General features: G+C 47.0%; 17 protein-coding genes. 2 read left to right on the plus strand and 15 right to left on the minus strand.

All coding sequences use genetic code 11. The features are described from left to right. Positions 1-100 precede the first annotated feature (100 nt). Entirely contained in the window at positions 101-1,255 is a 1,155-nt protein-coding gene (locus tag ACY2IG_RS14640) for a hypothetical protein (protein ID WP_462618120.1), read from the plus strand. Positions 1,256-1,297: 42 nt separating this feature from the next. Here ACY2IG_RS14640 and ACY2IG_RS14645 read toward each other — a convergent pair whose 3' ends face one another. The 9 genes from ACY2IG_RS14645 to ACY2IG_RS14685 all read right to left on the minus strand — a co-directional run bounded on the left by ACY2IG_RS14645 (position 1,298) and on the right by ACY2IG_RS14685 (position 10,332). Beyond that, the gene (locus ACY2IG_RS14645) at positions 1,298-2,197 is read right to left on the minus strand and encodes an LCP family glycopolymer transferase (protein ID WP_462618121.1); all 900 of its coding nucleotides are present in this window, start codon (positions 2,195-2,197) and stop codon (positions 1,298-1,300) included. 183 nt (positions 2,198-2,380) lie between these two features. After that, positions 2,381-3,001 carry a hypothetical protein gene (locus ACY2IG_RS14650; protein WP_462618122.1) on the minus strand — a complete coding sequence of 207 codons (621 nt, stop codon included), beginning with the start codon at positions 2,999-3,001 and terminating at the stop codon, positions 2,381-2,383. A gap of 76 nt (positions 3,002-3,077) precedes the next feature. Further along, a complete protein-coding gene (locus ACY2IG_RS14655; protein ID WP_462618123.1) occupies positions 3,078-3,770 on the minus strand; it encodes a hypothetical protein in 693 nt (230 codons plus the stop codon). Positions 3,771-3,800: 30 nt separating this feature from the next. After that, complete coding sequence (locus ACY2IG_RS14660; RefSeq protein ID WP_462618124.1) at positions 3,801-4,499, minus strand: hypothetical protein; 699 nt, start codon at positions 4,497-4,499, stop codon at positions 3,801-3,803. A gap of 44 nt (positions 4,500-4,543) precedes the next feature. After that, positions 4,544-5,227, minus strand: a complete 684-nt coding sequence (locus ACY2IG_RS14665) for a hypothetical protein (RefSeq protein ID WP_462618125.1) — start codon at positions 5,225-5,227, stop codon at positions 4,544-4,546. A 17-nt stretch (positions 5,228-5,244) separates the two neighbouring features. Next, positions 5,245-6,804, minus strand: a complete 1,560-nt coding sequence (locus tag ACY2IG_RS14670) for a S8 family peptidase (protein ID WP_462618126.1) — start codon at positions 6,802-6,804, stop codon at positions 5,245-5,247. A 137-nt stretch (positions 6,805-6,941) separates the two neighbouring features. Further along, positions 6,942-8,516, minus strand: coding sequence for a S8 family peptidase (locus ACY2IG_RS14675; RefSeq protein WP_462618127.1), 1,575 nt, complete (start codon positions 8,514-8,516; stop codon positions 6,942-6,944). A gap of 100 nt (positions 8,517-8,616) precedes the next feature. Next, positions 8,617-9,027 (minus strand): hypothetical protein, encoded by a 411-nt coding sequence (locus ACY2IG_RS14680; RefSeq protein ID WP_462618128.1) that lies wholly within the window; start codon positions 9,025-9,027, stop codon positions 8,617-8,619. 63 nt (positions 9,028-9,090) lie between these two features. Further along, positions 9,091-10,332: a UDP-glucose dehydrogenase family protein gene (locus ACY2IG_RS14685; protein ID WP_462618129.1), complete on the minus strand. Its 1,242-nt coding sequence runs from the start codon at positions 10,330-10,332 to the stop codon at positions 9,091-9,093. A gap of 111 nt (positions 10,333-10,443) precedes the next feature. Here ACY2IG_RS14685 and ACY2IG_RS14690 point away from each other — a divergent pair, with 111 nt between their 5' ends. Beyond that, positions 10,444-10,695 carry a hypothetical protein gene (locus tag ACY2IG_RS14690; RefSeq protein ID WP_251137776.1) on the plus strand — a complete coding sequence of 84 codons (252 nt, stop codon included), beginning with the start codon at positions 10,444-10,446 and terminating at the stop codon, positions 10,693-10,695. 68 nt (positions 10,696-10,763) lie between these two features. Here the strand turns inward: ACY2IG_RS14690 and ACY2IG_RS14695 are convergent, their stop codons facing one another. The 6 genes from ACY2IG_RS14695 to ACY2IG_RS14720 all read right to left on the minus strand — a co-directional run bounded on the left by ACY2IG_RS14695 (position 10,764) and on the right by ACY2IG_RS14720 (position 14,825). After that, positions 10,764-11,189, minus strand: a complete 426-nt coding sequence (locus ACY2IG_RS14695; RefSeq protein WP_462618130.1) for a helix-turn-helix domain-containing protein — start codon at positions 11,187-11,189, stop codon at positions 10,764-10,766. A 115-nt stretch (positions 11,190-11,304) separates the two neighbouring features. Further along, positions 11,305-12,885 carry an SdrD B-like domain-containing protein gene (locus tag ACY2IG_RS14700; RefSeq protein ID WP_462618131.1) on the minus strand — a complete coding sequence of 527 codons (1,581 nt, stop codon included), beginning with the start codon at positions 12,883-12,885 and terminating at the stop codon, positions 11,305-11,307. A gap of 354 nt (positions 12,886-13,239) precedes the next feature. Further along, entirely contained in the window at positions 13,240-13,554 is a 315-nt protein-coding gene (locus ACY2IG_RS14705; RefSeq protein WP_462618132.1) for a four-helix bundle copper-binding protein, read from the minus strand. Between the two features lie 96 nt (positions 13,555-13,650). Then, positions 13,651-14,073, minus strand: a complete 423-nt coding sequence (locus ACY2IG_RS14710) for a hypothetical protein (protein WP_035410579.1) — start codon at positions 14,071-14,073, stop codon at positions 13,651-13,653. Positions 14,074-14,080: 7 nt separating this feature from the next. Then, entirely contained in the window at positions 14,081-14,503 is a 423-nt protein-coding gene (fabZ, locus tag ACY2IG_RS14715; RefSeq protein ID WP_029342716.1) for a 3-hydroxyacyl-ACP dehydratase FabZ, read from the minus strand. A 28-nt stretch (positions 14,504-14,531) separates the two neighbouring features. After that, on the minus strand, positions 14,532-14,825 hold the full coding sequence (locus ACY2IG_RS14720; RefSeq protein WP_462618133.1) for a DNA-directed RNA polymerase subunit beta: 294 nt from the start codon (positions 14,823-14,825) through the stop codon (positions 14,532-14,534). Between the last annotated feature and the right edge of the window lie 271 nt (positions 14,826-15,096).

Here is a 15,096-nt window from a genome sequence, read left to right on the forward strand (position 1 = left end):
AAAAAATTCCATATGTTTTTTTATAAGTTTGCGTATAATGAAAAGTGGATTGTCATTATTTTCATTCATTTCCGCATCCACACACAGGAGGAATCGCTTTATGCATCGTTCACTACAAGTACTCCAGTACTATACTTCTCATTCGCAAGAAGACATCTCCCGCTTGCATCAACGGGTTCAATCAAGTCTTTCTTCAACCGAATCGTTAACTGATACACTAATCCGATTAACAGGTAATCCACCTTTGGTTCCATTCAAGGAAGATACTGTCACAGTCGCGGAATGGAATGCTTTTTTACAAGGGAAGCATCATGACGAACTCGCTGACTTTTTAGCACTTCTTGTCTCTCGACCACTGCTTGATGAAGATGGACCTTTACCGGTCGAAGAGGAAGAAACACTACCTGTGCTATCAAGAAGTTATCGCGAAACATCCTCTCGGCGAAAGCTTGATGAATCAAGTGCACCTCATTCAAAAAAGAAGCTTCCTTGGGGATGGCTCGCCTTACTACTACTTTGCTTCTTACTGGGCGCTGTCGGTACATACGTGTATTCGAATTATTTCGTAGCGTCGAAGTCGACTCCCGAATCAACTTTCGAAAAACCCGTTACCGTCAATAAATCCGAGACGAAACAGAAGAAAAAAGAAAAAACGACTCCAGAAGAAGAAGAAGAAGAAGCAACAACACTATATATCAACCAACGAAACAGTAACATTTATACAGACGAGAGCATGACGACAGTCTTGTATGAAGCAGATTTTGGGGATCAGTATTCTATTGTGAAGAAACTAGATGGTAAAACTCAAGTCGACGTTACGGATCAACTATCCGGTTATGTCAAAACAGCAGAAACGACAACGAAGTTAACGGGTGATCCGATTACCGATGAAGCTTTGCTTTCATGGGTAACGGATAACGTAAATACTCAATTCGTCGAAGGAGATGTCACGGATCTAATGGGAAAATCAAGTGAAGATCTTACGGCTTCTTTTGGTCCACCGAACCGCACATATCGGGATGACGTACATTCTTACCTTTTCTACGATACACATTTTTTCATTCTTGAACAAAATCAGGTTGTTGCAATCGATTGGACAGACACATCGATCACAAATGATCAGTTGGCCACTCTCGCACCCTTGCAACTCGAGACGGATACGACAGGTCTCATCACGAGTAATTCATATTACCTACAGCGATTCGAAAAAGATGGTACAGTCAGTCGCATCCGCCTTACAGAACAATCATTCTAATCAAAAATGCACCGGACCCTTCACGGATTCGGTGCATTTTTATTATTCTAGATCAAGCGAATAGCGTAATGCCGTTTGTGTTTCTTTCAGTGAATCGTCCGTCGGGTGCCAGTAATAAATCCCGTCGCCTTCTTTGCCGCCCGTTCCTTCAAGCTTCAAGTTCTTCTGGTTCCGGAAGGCATCCATGTAATCAAAGGCAAGCGTCCGCATCGGTTTGAACGAAACGTTCGTCTGGGCATTTTTGCCGACGACGTCCATGATCGCATTAAAGTTGCTGATAGATACGTCTTCTGATAACTTGCTTGCGACTTGTTCAATTACTTGACGTTGACGCATTTGTCTACCGAAATCACCACGTGGATCATCATAACGCATACGAGTGTATTTTAAGGCAGTATCTCCATCTAAGTTTACTTTACCGACACTAAACTTGTGACCTTCGTAATCAAAATTTAAATCATTATATACCGTCACACCACCAACTGCATCAACTAACGACGTGAACCCTTCCATATTGATTTCCGCGTAGTAGTTAATCGGGATATCAAGGAACTTCTCGACCGTCTTGATCGCCATTTCCGGTCCACCGAATGAGTAGGCATGGTTGATTTTATCATTCGTCCCATGACCGACGATATCGACCTTCGTGTCCCGGGGAATACTGATCAAGCGGCTTTCGTTTCGTGTCGGGTTTAGTGTCATGATCATGATCGAGTCACTGCGTCCCCGCTCGCCCGGTCGTTGATCAACACCGAGTAACAAAACCGAGACCGGTTTTTGCTCTTCGACGATTTTATCTCCCGTATTCTTGACCGGTGCCTGAATTTTTTTGATTGTCTGGTCGACTTGGTAATATGTATAGCCGATGAATCCGCCGATACCGACGACGAGGACTAATGCAATCAATAGCATAATCTTTAACGGTGTCCAGCGTTTTTTCACCTTACGTTTTTTCTTTACTCGTTCCAACTGTATCCATTCCCTTCTTTACTTTGCTTCTTCGTACAAACTATCGGATTTATTATACAAACTTATAACCCATTATAACGATTTTTTTTCGTAATTTGTCAAAAACGGGAAAAGATGAAAAAAAGAGCTTACCCAAATGATAAGCTCTTGCGTTATTTAAAGAGAGGTTTGGCTCGCAACTTTATACGTTTTCTTTTCATAGTCATAGTTTAAGATGACGAGCTTACGCTGTTTTGTCGAAGTCGGGAAGACATACGTTTTAGAGAGTGACTTGATTCCGAGCCCATAGTCGAGTTCCTGCTTCGATTGGATGGATGTCCAGTCGATCGCATCGATTCCTGTCCACTCGCCAAGACCCGAACCTGAAAGTACACCATCGAGTTGTTTCTCCGTCATTCCCGTCTTGATTTTAGATCCTGCGTTTAATTTCCGTGTACTCTCGCGGTATTCGGAATATGTATTCCGCCCCATTTCGACTTGTTTCGAGATTAGACGATAAACCGAGTCGTTCTTTTTCGTCATAAAACCGAGCGACATCAAGGTCGGAGGAATCTTTGCCTTCTGATCGTAGATTTCGTAATAGATTTCCTTGCGTTTATCTTCAACGTCCTTAAACTCTTCTTTTGCCTTCAATACTTGTGATCCGCTTTTTGTTGTCAGTTGCTTTTTGTAGCCCTTGCCGTATAAGACTTTCGCGACTTGCTCCATCGTCATACCCACTTTTAATGCCGTGTATTGATTCGTAGCCGCTGTTTCGACTTTCGTCGCAGCTTCCACTAAAGAGTGTTGATCCCGCGATGATTGTCGCCACCGTGATTTTCATGAATGTCGTGTTCATATTCCAAGCTCCTTTTTAATACCGATCGTGACTTTCGACACGATACGTTTTCTTTTTGGCGTCATAGATGAAAAAGACATACTGCCATTGATTCGTTGCTGTCGGAAAAACGTATGATTTCGTATGAATAATCGTCGCTTTCCCTGCTTTGACTTCATTTTTCCGAAGAACGGATGTCGTATCGACTTGACCAAGTGTCCCGAATGCTCCGAGTCCTTTCCCCGTCAGTAGTCGATCGACTTGTTGTTCCGTCATCCCATTCTTGATTTTCGCACCTTTGATCAGTTTGCGATCACTCGTCCGGAATCCGGCTGCTGAGTCACGCTTGAACTCCATTTGTTTCATCGTCAGTCGATACTTTGTCCCACCAGTCTCCGTCATGAACATCAGGACACCGATTGCTGACGGGAATTCCACTTTTCGATTCACGAGATCATAGAGAAGGACGTTCCGATCCCATTCCTCCATCTCGATTTCTGTGTTCAATCGTAAGACTTGTGAACCGTTTTTCATCTTCAACTGCTTTTTGTACGCCTTGCCATAGAGGATTTTGGCGACTTGCTCCACTGTCATCCCCGGTTTTAAAGCACGATATTGTTTTGTCGCGATCGTCTCAGCTTTCGTTGCCGCACCCGCCGTTACTGGATTGAGGCAAACTATTGCGATCAGTACCATGAGAAGCCATCGTTTGACGTTCCACTTCTGCATCCATTTCACTCACTTTCTGTTGCACGTGCTTTAGTTCTTCGCCTTAATCGTCCGCATGTCACTGATTTCGTAGGTTTTCGCTTGTTCGTTATACGTCAACTCGACATGTTTCCACTTGTTCGTCGTCGATTTAAAGACGTATTCCTTGATCCGAGACACTTCAGCAAATCCTCGTTTTTGTTCATCTAGCGTATAAGCAGACGCCGTATCCATGTGACCGAGCATCGTCCAGTTGCCAAGACCCTTCCCCGTCAATTTCGCATCGAGCTCTTTTTCCGTCATCCCGTTCTGAAGCGCGGCACCTTTGACGAGCGATCGTGTACTTTCGCGATACCCTGTCTTCGTCTTCCGTTCGATGAACAAGCCTTTCGTCACTAAGCGATACTTTGTACTCTTCTGTTTCGTCATAAATTGTAAGACCAGTTCAGTCGGGGGATGTGTTGTTGTCGAATCGGAGAGGACATGGATCAATTGCTTATGTCCTTCTTCATCCCCTTCGAAGTTGATTGGAAGTTTAAGAACAGTCGATCCGTTTCTTTTCTTCAGGTGTCTCTGATACGACTTGCCATACAGGACTTGCGCGACTTGTTGCATCGTCATTCCATTTTTCAAGTCCTTGTACTGTGACGTCGCAAGCGTTTCTGCTTTTGTTGCTGCGGATACTGTTCCTGGAACAAACAGACCAAGCAACAGTACTAAACAGAGTGACACTATCATAATGCGTTTCATACCTGTTTCCTACTCTCCTCGATGACTCCATGAATCATCCTTATTCATTTTTCGTATTTCAATGAAATCCCGATTTCTGTATCCACCTCATATCGCTTTTTCTGTGTGTTATAGGACAAGGTAACGACTTCGATCTTTTTCGAATGTGGTCGATGAAATTGATAGATTTTATAGCGCCCATTTTTCATCGGACTTTCTTTAATGACGGACGAAACGTTCCAACTCCAATACATCGATACCTGTCCGAGCTTTTTGCCGGATACGATTTGATCGAGTTGTTTCTCCGTCATCCCTTGGCGTAATGATGCCGGCTTCATAAGTGTCCGGCTATTTTCATACAACCCACTTTCCGTATCGGCTTGGTAGTACAGCGCTTTTTGTGTCAGGTAATACGTCTTCTGGTGCTGTTTCGTACTAAATTCAAGTAGTGTTGTCGTCGGAAGGTTTTTGGAGGGGCGATCAAGTACGTATCCGAGGGACCGATACCCTTGTTCGTTATCGGTCGTTCCCGGTTTTTTCGTAAAGATGACTCTACCATTTTGTTTCTTGATGTATTTCCGGTACTCTTTTCCGTATATCGTCTTTGCGACTTCCGTCAGCGTCATACCGAACTTGAGTGGTTTGTACTCTTGTTTGATCTGCAGTGCTTCCTTTGATGCTGCCTGTCCTTCGAGTGTCCCGCTTATACAGAGGACACCAATCAGAAGGACACATAAAATTCGTTTCATCGTTCGACCTACTTTCTTTATTTCACGAGCTGAACGGCACGTTCAGCATTCAAGCGACCGTATCCGTACTTCGTATCACGGCCTTTTTTGCCGAGGTCCTTCGCTGACTTACGAAGAATCGATTCGACGTCCGTCACTTTGATACTCGGCTTCAAGCTATAGAGGACACTCGCGACGCCTGCGACATGCGGTGTCGCCATCGATGTGCCGCTCCAGAAGATGGATTCGCCGTCTTGTAAGTAACTCGCGATGTCTTGCCCTGGTGCGACGAGATCCAGTCCTTCGCCGTAGTTCGAGAACGATGCTCGTTTATCGAATCGATTCGTCGCCCCGACTGAGAAAGCATATTTCGAGCGTGCCGGATAGGACAGTTTTGGTGCGCCTTCATTGCCAGTTGCTGCTGCGACGAAGATTCCTTTCTTACGTGCTTCCGCTAAAGCATCTTCAATCGCTAAGGAAACACCGCCACCGCCAAGACTTAAGTTGATGACTTTCGCCTTTTGTTTTACGGCAAACAGAATGCCTTTCGCGATATTCGAGTTCGAAGCGTAGTTATTGCGTGAGATGACTTTAATCGGAATGATGCTCGCCCGATCATTGATTCCCGTCATCCCGTAACCATTGTTCGATGCTGCGGCAATGACACCGGCGACGTGTGTACCGTGTCCATGATCGTCATAAGCGAGCTGGCGCTTATGAACGAAATCGTATCCGAGATCCATCCGGACGCGTCCAGCGAAATCTGCATAGGTTGGATTGATGCCCGTATCGACGACCGCTACACGGACAGTCGAACGTGACTTATTCGCAATCCGCTTGACCATCGCTTGATAACCGATGTCTGCTCCCTTAACACCACCACGTTGTCCGGTATTTTTTAACGCCCACTGGACGGACTGGAAGGGATCCGTACTGAGTAACTTCATCGATTGATCGAGTTCGACGTACCGGACACCCTTCGTTTGTTCGAGTTGTCGTTTCGCAGCTACGGCTTGAATGAAGCTGTTGTAGGAGAACTTCTCAAGTCGTAAGGTATTGTCGATCGTTTCGTGATGACTCGCGCGCGACGTCTGTGATAACGTACTCGCTTTCGTCGCCCCGTTCAGACGAACGACGAGACTCGTCGCTTGTCCGGTCGTCGTTGATTTTGTGGCGTATTCCCGAATGGGTTCGAGCCGTTCAAGTTTATAGGGAATCGTAAACGCTTTGTTCTTCGTCCCTGTCACTTCGATGTATTGTCGCCCACTCCACGTCAGTGGGAAAAAGAGTGTCTTTTTACTATTCGCGTAGCGTGCATACGGGTCTTTTTGTTTGTATTCGGTCTGCGACGTATAGACCGTCGCTTTTTTTGAAGCATCGAAGGCGAACTTCAAGTGTGTTCCGCCGGCAAGATAGGTTTTGGTATCGAAATAGAACAACGCTTTCCCACTTGCATCGAACTTCCCTTTGATATAGCCTTTTTTCGTTTTCGCTTCGATGGCTGGTACTTTTTTAGCCGTTGTCGCCGCTTCCGTTGTATCCAACGTATATGTACTAAATGCACTCACGAGGAGAGCGCTGACGATGATCTTTTTCATATGATTTCACTCCTTCATTCATGTATCCTTTTTCATTATAATGGAAAAAATTGATTTTTATAGTTCTTTTTACCTCCATCAATCAATGAATGGACCGAAAAAAAGAAGCCCTGTCAGCACAGGACTTCTTTAATGATTTAAGGAATCAGTTTGACGGCGCTATCGGCGTTCAACCGACCAGCACCATAGCTCGTATCATAGCCTTTTTTCCCAAGATCTTTTGCCGATTTCTTAAGGATGCTTTCGACACTGCTTGCCTTCAAAGACGGCTTCAAACTGATCAAGAGACTCGCGACACCAGCGACGTGTGGCGTCGCCATTGAGGTTCCGCTTCCATATAACAACTCCCCATCCGCGAAGTAGCTTGGAATCGAGACACTCGGTGCGACAAGGTCGAGTCCCGTTCCGTAGTTCGAAAACGAGGCTTTCGTATCTTTTCGTCCTGTCGCCCCGACCGACAAGACATATTTCGAACGAGCCGGATAAGCAATCGTTCCACGTCCTTCGTTCCCGGATGCCGCAACGATCAAGATGTTCTTTTTCACCGCTGCTGCTAATGCCGATTCGATTGATTTCGAAGAGGAATTGCCACCGAGACTCATGTTGATGACCCGGGCACCTTGTTTCGTCGCATGCTGAATGCCTTTGACGAGTCCTGACACTGAACCAGCGCCTGAGTCATCGAGGACCTTGATCGGAATCAACGTCGCCATCGGATTGATGCCTGTCATCCCGTATGTGTTATTTCCACCCGCCGCAATGATTCCCGCCACATGTGAACCATGTCCGTTATCATCCCAGGCGCTCTTATCGCCATTGATGAAATCATAGCCGAGATCCATCCGGATTTTGCCCGCGAAGTCGGCGTAACTCGGATTGATACCAGAATCAAGGACTGCGACTTTGGTTGCAGATAACTTTTTACCTTTGATCCGTTTTTGCATGGCGACGAAACCGATATCCGCCCCTTTGAGACCTTTCTTTTGCCCCGTATTCTGCAGCGACCATTGATATTTCTGATAGGCATCGACGCCGAATGCTTGAATTGGTGCATCGAACTCCGCGAACGCGACAGCTGATGAGCGTTCGAATTTCTGTTGCGCTGCTTTCGCTTCCGCATAGGAAGCATAGACGAGTCGCTCGATTCGAAGCTCTGACGCGACCGACTCTACTTTTAAGGCGCCGAAGGCTTGCGCTCGCATCGCACCAGGGCGCGTCTGCACGAGCAGTGCCGGTTTAACCGATTGAACGGCTGCCGTCATCGATTCCTCGATGGGTTCGTAACGTGAGATATAGGCAGGAACGGAGTAGCGGTCGCCCGGGTATCCTTCGAGCACTAAGTACTGTCGTCCACTCCAACTGAGCGGGAAGTAGAGCGTATCATCCGTGACTTGGTAATAGCGATTGTAGACCCGTCCCGCTTCAGCGTCCGCTTTGCTCGCGAACATCGTCCCGTACGTGTTGTAATCAAGCTCGAACTCGAAGTGTGTACCTTTCGCGACAAAATCCTTCGCGTCAAAATACCAGACTGCTAATCCTTTTGAATCAAATCGTCCTGTTAAGGCGCTCCCCGCTTGTTTCGAGAAGGCTGGTATTTCTTTTGCTTTCGCCAATGTCGCAGGACGAATCGCCTCTTTTTTCTCGATCGCATTGACCGGTACTGTACTAAAGATCAAACCAAGTGCTAGGCTTCCCGCTATCCATGTTCGCATCATCGTTCCTCCCTCTAGGTCTTTCTTACTAATACCCGGATTAGATGGAATTATGTGGAATATAGAGGAAAATTGATGTGAATCAAAAAACTATTTATTTTTAAGAAATAAAATGATGTGCTTTTTCAATTGCTCGAAGAAATGATTCACGATGCAAGCGATGCACATCATCGGCCCACATCTCGATTTTTGATCCACGTCGTTTGAGTTCAATCGGTAATCCACGACCAATCCAATCAAGTTGACGTTGCAAGACATGACGCTTTCGTCCGTCCTGTCGCTCCGCTTCCGTAAACTGGCGCAAGTACTGGAGGACATAACCGAATCCAAACTCAATCGGAATCCGCAGCTCCGCTCCCTTATCTCGTATCCGGATGATGCCCGCTCCGTAATGAATCGCCCGGAACAACTCCTCATTGATACGCTGATACCAGGTACCTTGCGTCAGACAGTGCGGCTCTAGCGCTCCTTTTTTACCACTCGGTAAGACTGCGAAATAATCAATGACCATTCGTCTGCTCCTTTTCATCAAAAAAATAGGTGAGTCCGCGTGGGTCTCACCTATCATGACAGGTCAAATGGTACGATTGTTCGAAAATGATTTAGAAGGGCGTCCAATACTTTCGTATTGAACACCACCCGGATGATCCATAAACGACCAACAGTTACGTCCATCGACGACACGTGGCTGACGCATCTGACGAATGAACTGCTCTGGTGTGATAAGACGGAGTTCTTCCCACTCCGTCATGATGACGGCAACATCTGCGTCCTGTAACGCCTCTTCGACCGTTTGCTTTTGGTCGAGTAGCGTCCGGGCAACAGGGTCATATCCGGTTACGATGACACCGAATTGCTCAAGACGTGTCGCTAGTCGTAATGCCGGCGCATCACGTAAGTCATCCGTTCCTGGTTTAAAGGCGAGACCGAGTAGCGCCACGCGCATTCCTGTCCGCGGTTGGATTTTTTGTAACACATAGTCCAGTTGTGCTTCATTTGTCTTATCAGCTGCTTCGATGACGTGAAGTTGCTGATCATGCTGACGAGCGAGCGTCGTGAGTGCTGCGATGTCTTTCGGGAAACAAGATCCGCCATATCCAGCTCCAGCCCGTAAGAACGAGGAGCCAATCCGTGGATCAAGACCGATGCCTTTTGCGACATCAGAGACATCAGCACCAACTACATCTGCTAGTCGCGCGATTTCATTGATAAAACTGATTTTCACTGCTAAAAAACTATTCGCTGCATACTTCGTCAACTCTGCCGTCGTCGGATCGACTGCGACAAGAGGAGCGGTCGTCGCAAATAGTGTCGCAAGTTCGTTTGATAAGTCTTCATCATTCGTTCCAATGACGACACGGTGAGGCTTTCGCATATCAGCGAGTGCTGTGCCCTCCCGTAAAAATTCAGGCACCATTGCAAAGCGTAACGTCGGATACTGCATCGCTAGTTGCATCGTCGTACCAGGTGGCACTGTCGATTTAATGACGACAGCTGCACTTGGCGCGATTCGTTCAATATGGGCGACAACAGCTTCTACCGCCGATAAGTCGCAACTGCCGTCCGCTTTCTCTGGTGTTCCGACAGCGACAAGATATGTCTTTGCGACTGGATATTCCGTCGTGAACGTCATTCGATGTTGATTCGCGATTAACGCTTCTTCGATTCCCTCTTCCTTAATCGGTGGGATTCCTCGTGTCAGTTGGGCCATCCGATCAACGTTCAAGTCGACACATGTCACGTTATGTCCATTTTCAGCTAGTCCAATGGCCGTCACAAGACCGACATATCCTGTTCCAATCACTGTCAGTTGCATTCCATCACGCCCTTCGATAGTTTCTCTGTCTCCACTATACGGGAGAGGAGAAGATTTGTGCATCGAAAAAGCTTTCCGAATACGCTATACTGGATTACGGGAATGGGAGGAATGCTCGTGGCTATCATTATCTTTTGCCTCGTCTGTCTCATTGCGTATCGGATCCGCAAGCTTCCCGAAGCACTACGGACGATTTTACTCATCCTCGGTTTACTCAGTGGATGGTTCGCGCTCTTTGAGATGATCGGCTTCATCGAAGCCAATCCGTACCTGGTCGCAATCCCGATTGGACTGGGACTTGCCTACTGGTACTGGAAACGTAAAAAGAAACACGCAAACGACAAAACCCCTTCCGCCTCGTGAAGTGGGTTTTTCTTGTAGCGAAACGAAAAAAGCGATGTCTCCTATATAGGGGACATCACTTTTTGTCTTTACGACTGGAATTTCCGTTCAATCGCTGCGATTTTTTCTTCAATCTCTAGTAACTTCAGTTCATGCTCGAGTTCAAGACGACGTTTTTTCCGTTTCAGGCGATCGAGTTCTTCCGCAAGTGACTCTGTCGACGCTTCCGGTTTCGGGGGTGCCTGTTCCATCGATTGACGGAGCGGATCGAACAGGTTCGATTTCGCAAACTGTGCTGCTTCCGGTCCGAACATGTCTTGGATGAGCGGGAGAATCTTATTCATCGCTGTGCCTGGAATTTGTGACTTCTGATCAACGAGACGTTTCAGCGCTAACTCATCGACGAGATACCCTTTTCCGTCCTGTTCGGCATGTAATTCACCTGTCCGGATCCAACGACGAACCGTTTCTTCTGAGACGCGTAACAATTCACTAATTTGTTTTGTCGTTAACATCGTCATCCCTCTTTCCTTTTAGTAATACCTTTACTATACACACATGTGTGCGTGTGTGTCAAAGAATACACACATCAAAAAAGAGACCTCCTTGGAGAAGGTCCCCCTGTAATGATTAAGCTCCACGACGAACGAGTAACCAAAGACCTACGACAGCAAGACCTGCTCCTGTTGCTGCATATGGGAATGGCTTGTCTTCCCCAGCTTGTGGTAATGTTCCCGTTGCTGTTGTCGTCGACTGTTTTGCCGCAGCATCGACTGCTTTGACTGGCGTTTTTGTTGACGTTGGTGTTGGTGTTGGCGTCGGCTTCGCGACCGGTTCTACTTTCGCAATTTCTGCGAGCAAGATCGTACCGAAGCTACCTTCTTCGATCGTCACACCCGCTTCCGGTGATTTCCGCTCAAAGTACTTTAACAACTCATCCACCATTTCTTGTTCTTCTGGCGTCAAGGCTTCTTCATCGTTCGCCATCAATTTCATCGCTTTTGCTTGCTGAGCGAATGACTCATATTCTTCATACATCTCTTCATCCATATCCATCATTAAGTCATCCATGTCAAGATGGTGTATCGCTTTGACCGTATAGCCTTCTGCGACTTCCGTCTTGACTGTGTATGTACCTGGATCGAGCTGGATCATCATTAAGTCATCTTTCGAAATCTTCTCTTGATAGACGTCTTTTCCTGTGATTGAATCCGTCACCGTATATGTCGCAGGAACTGTTCCTTCGTCATAATCTGGCTTTTGGTTGCCGTTCGCATCAAAGAAGTTGACGACAGCTAACCAATGCTCGAACATACCGTCAAGCTCTTCGTCGCCGTAGAGACCAGCATCGATCACTTCCGTTTGTCCTGCGACGAGACGGACTTTTTTCGTTCCCATGTCTTCGTCGACATCGGAATCGATCGTCCGATCGTCACCGACGTTTTGCTTGGAATAGAAGTAGTAACCCATATCATATCCGTCGACTTCCACTTCATACGTTCCTGGCTTCAAATTCTTGAAGCTGTATGTGCCGTTCTTCGTGTAGGCTTCATCGATGACATCTTCGTTCCGATTCATCAAAGAGACGAGGATATCATCGAGACGTGTTTCCTTCTCTTGACGGATCCCGTCCTCGTTCTCATCGTACCAGATCGTTCCTTCGATCGTTGCCGTCGTCGGTGTTTCGACTGGTGTCGGTGTCGCGTCATCACCTGTCTCCGGTTTTTCGGTCGTTGGTTCTTCCGATGTCGGCTCTTCCTTGACCGGGTCTTCTTTCACAGGCTCTTCCGGTGTTGGTTCTTCCTTGACGGGTTCGTCTGTCGCTGGATTTTCTGTGACTGGCTCATCCGTCTTTGGTGTCTCTGTCGTCCGTTCGTCTGTCGTCGGCTCATCTGGTGTAACGACTTTACCGAACTGGACGAGAACCGTCCGCTGTCCATCTGCTGAGACGACCTTGACGACAGGTGCCGTCTCTGCCGTAAACGTCACGACCGGTGTCTCTTCGATGTTGACGTCTTTTCCTGTTACGCCGTCTTCAAAGACAAGTGCCGTCTCAGACGTGATATCGACGATGCCTGTGCCTTCAAACGTCAACGTATACGGACCTGTGCCCGTTCCTGTGACGTCCCACTCGACTGTTTCCGCATAGACCGGTAACTTCAGACCAAATGCAACAACGAGTGCCATCAAAAGTAAGCTAAGTTTTTTCATAAGTGTATGTATACTCCTATCGTGATTTAATATTACCTCCCTAAATAGTAAACAAATCCGCCAAAAATAACCATAAAAAATCTTTAATTTATTCTATTTTTTTATATTAAAAAAGGGGCTGACTCATATGTCGTCCTCTACAAAGATAAGGGTGGCAGAATGATGATCCGCCACCCTTATCACGTAAAAAAAGAATGACGCGTCACACGCTACTCTACAGGAAAAAGCGCATTATACGCTGTCAGAGACAAATAAGACCCGCTTTCATGCTTGAATGAAGCAGGAAAACGGGTTTGTGTCTCTCCTGAGGAAAGGGCGTGAAAAGACGCGTCATTCTTTTTTGAGTCGACCTCTTTACACAAGCTGACTACATGCTTGCGCGCATTCCGTACACGCTTTCGCACAAGCTTGGCAATGGTCATGATCATGTTTACTACACTCAGCGGCACATGCTTCGCATATCTCCTGACATGCTTTTGCAAGGACTGCGACATTTGCGCTGTTTCGAGCGATCGCTTGTAGTAATAAGCTACAAATATCGGCACAATCGCGGTCGAGTCGAATACAATCTGCCATATGTCCGACATGTTCTTCATTCAGGCAGGCATCAAAACAATGATTACAAGCGAGAATACAATCCGTCAGTCGTTGCTGTACTGCGTGATCCATATCGATTCCTCCTTTGTATAGGTTTTGATTACCCTGATGACTTGAAACAAAACAAAAATAAGACAGCATCTGGAGCAAAACGCTCACCCTGCTGTCTTATTTAACGATCTCAAGCGGAATCTCGATCCCACGTCCTGCTCCTGCATCAATGATGAGGACCGGAAGACGCTGGTCATCGAAGACTTCTTTTTCAATCGTCGTATCGGACGTATAGGTCCGGATTTCCCCCATCTTCTTCGCTTGGAAGGAGACGAACGGAAACGGAATTGATTGATTGGCGACATCGAGGCGGATATCGACCTGTTGGTCATCGAGCCGAATATCATTCGCTGTCCGGATGACGAGACGCATCCGGTCATTTTCCGTCAGCGTGACTTGAGCGGAAATGTTCTCGGTCTGTCCGGCACGCTTGACGGGATCCACGATGACCGTCGGGGAAGCGGTCTTCGCTTGTTCCGCGCGCTGACAACCCGGAATGACAAGTAAGGAAATCGCGAGAGGGATCAGCCAGCGTTTCATGTTGGCTTCACTTCATAGCAAACGTCAGTTCAGCGACACAGGCGACTTCCCCATCGACTGTGGCTGTGGCACGACCTTTACCGATTGGTCCACGGACCTTCGTCAATTCGACTTCGAGGCGGAGCTGATCCCCGGGAACGACTTGACGTTTGAAGCGGCATCCTTCAATTCCTGCGAAGAAGGCGAGCTTCCCTTGGTTTTCTTCCATCTTCAGCACAGCGAAGGCACCGACTTGTGCGAGTGCTTCGACGATCAAGACGCCAGGCATGACATTGTATTCTGGGAAATGGCCATTGAAGAATTCTTCGTTCGCCGTCACGTTCTTGATTCCAACGGCACGTTTGCCCTCTTCGACTTCTAAAATGCGGTCAACGAGTAAAAACGGATACCGGTGCGGAATGACTTCCTTGATTTGTTCGATTGTATACATATTCGACAGCTCCCATCACTGATTAAAATTAAGATTTCATCCAAAAATCGGTGATGCGGGTCCATGTGTCGAGCTTTAACACATCCATTGCCTCGCCACCACCAAACGTCGCATAACCCACCATTGCGCCGACGATCAGTGCTACGACGATGAGAACGAGAACGATCAGTACGCGTACGATGATCGGAACTCGGCGTGTCGAGTACGCACGAAGACGTCGCTCTGATTCGTGCTCTGGATTGCCGGTTTCCTGGTTCGAAGGCTGTTGCTTCTTCAGGCGTTCACGCGTTGGCTGATCCGTGCCTGTTTGGTTTTGTACCATCTTGATCACCTTTCATTGATTCAGTCTGAGAACAGTATAGCATATTAGTACCTGGTATTAAATAGTTCCAAATTCGCTACAAAACGTGTTCCGCAATTAGTGTAACACGACCAGACAGGCAATTTCTCTAAAAAATTTTAGTTTGTGTATATAAGGAAGCAGAAAAACAGTTTCCCACGATCTGCGGGTTTTTACGATTTTTTTAAATCCAAAATGAACGGCTCAGCGTAAGCTTTCCAGAACGACGCAGCAACGGTCCACCGGATGGCAT

The organism is Exiguobacterium sp. EF_C8 (genome assembly GCF_054956715.1).

Excerpts from the sequence above, each read along its gene's own strand:
- ACY2IG_RS14640 (WP_462618120.1), top strand. The coding sequence starts at position 101 with ATGCATCGTTCACTACAAGTACTCCAGTACTATACTTCTCATTCGCAA.
- ACY2IG_RS14655 (WP_462618123.1), bottom strand. The coding sequence starts at position 3,770 with ATGCAGAAGTGGAACGTCAAACGATGGCTTCTCATGGTACTGATCGCA.
- ACY2IG_RS14660 (WP_462618124.1), bottom strand. The coding sequence starts at position 4,499 with ATGAAACGCATTATGATAGTGTCACTCTGTTTAGTACTGTTGCTTGGT.
- ACY2IG_RS14665 (WP_462618125.1), bottom strand. The coding sequence starts at position 5,227 with ATGAAACGAATTTTATGTGTCCTTCTGATTGGTGTCCTCTGTATAAGC.
- ACY2IG_RS14670 (WP_462618126.1), bottom strand. The coding sequence starts at position 6,804 with ATGAAAAAGATCATCGTCAGCGCTCTCCTCGTGAGTGCATTTAGTACA.
- ACY2IG_RS14675 (WP_462618127.1), bottom strand. The coding sequence starts at position 8,516 with ATGCGAACATGGATAGCGGGAAGCCTAGCACTTGGTTTGATCTTTAGT.
- ACY2IG_RS14680 (WP_462618128.1), bottom strand. The coding sequence starts at position 9,027 with ATGGTCATTGATTATTTCGCAGTCTTACCGAGTGGTAAAAAAGGAGCG.
- ACY2IG_RS14685 (WP_462618129.1), bottom strand. The coding sequence starts at position 10,332 with ATGCAACTGACAGTGATTGGAACAGGATATGTCGGTCTTGTGACGGCC.
- ACY2IG_RS14690 (WP_251137776.1), top strand. The coding sequence starts at position 10,444 with ATGCTCGTGGCTATCATTATCTTTTGCCTCGTCTGTCTCATTGCGTAT.
- ACY2IG_RS14695 (WP_462618130.1), bottom strand. The coding sequence starts at position 11,189 with ATGTTAACGACAAAACAAATTAGTGAATTGTTACGCGTCTCAGAAGAA.
- ACY2IG_RS14700 (WP_462618131.1), bottom strand. The coding sequence starts at position 12,885 with ATGAAAAAACTTAGCTTACTTTTGATGGCACTCGTTGTTGCATTTGGT.
- ACY2IG_RS14705 (WP_462618132.1), bottom strand. The coding sequence starts at position 13,554 with ATGGATCACGCAGTACAGCAACGACTGACGGATTGTATTCTCGCTTGT.
- ACY2IG_RS14710 (WP_035410579.1), bottom strand. The coding sequence starts at position 14,073 with ATGAAACGCTGGCTGATCCCTCTCGCGATTTCCTTACTTGTCATTCCG.
- fabZ (WP_029342716.1), bottom strand. The coding sequence starts at position 14,503 with ATGTATACAATCGAACAAATCAAGGAAGTCATTCCGCACCGGTATCCG.
- ACY2IG_RS14720 (WP_462618133.1), bottom strand. The coding sequence starts at position 14,825 with ATGGTACAAAACCAAACAGGCACGGATCAGCCAACGCGTGAACGCCTG.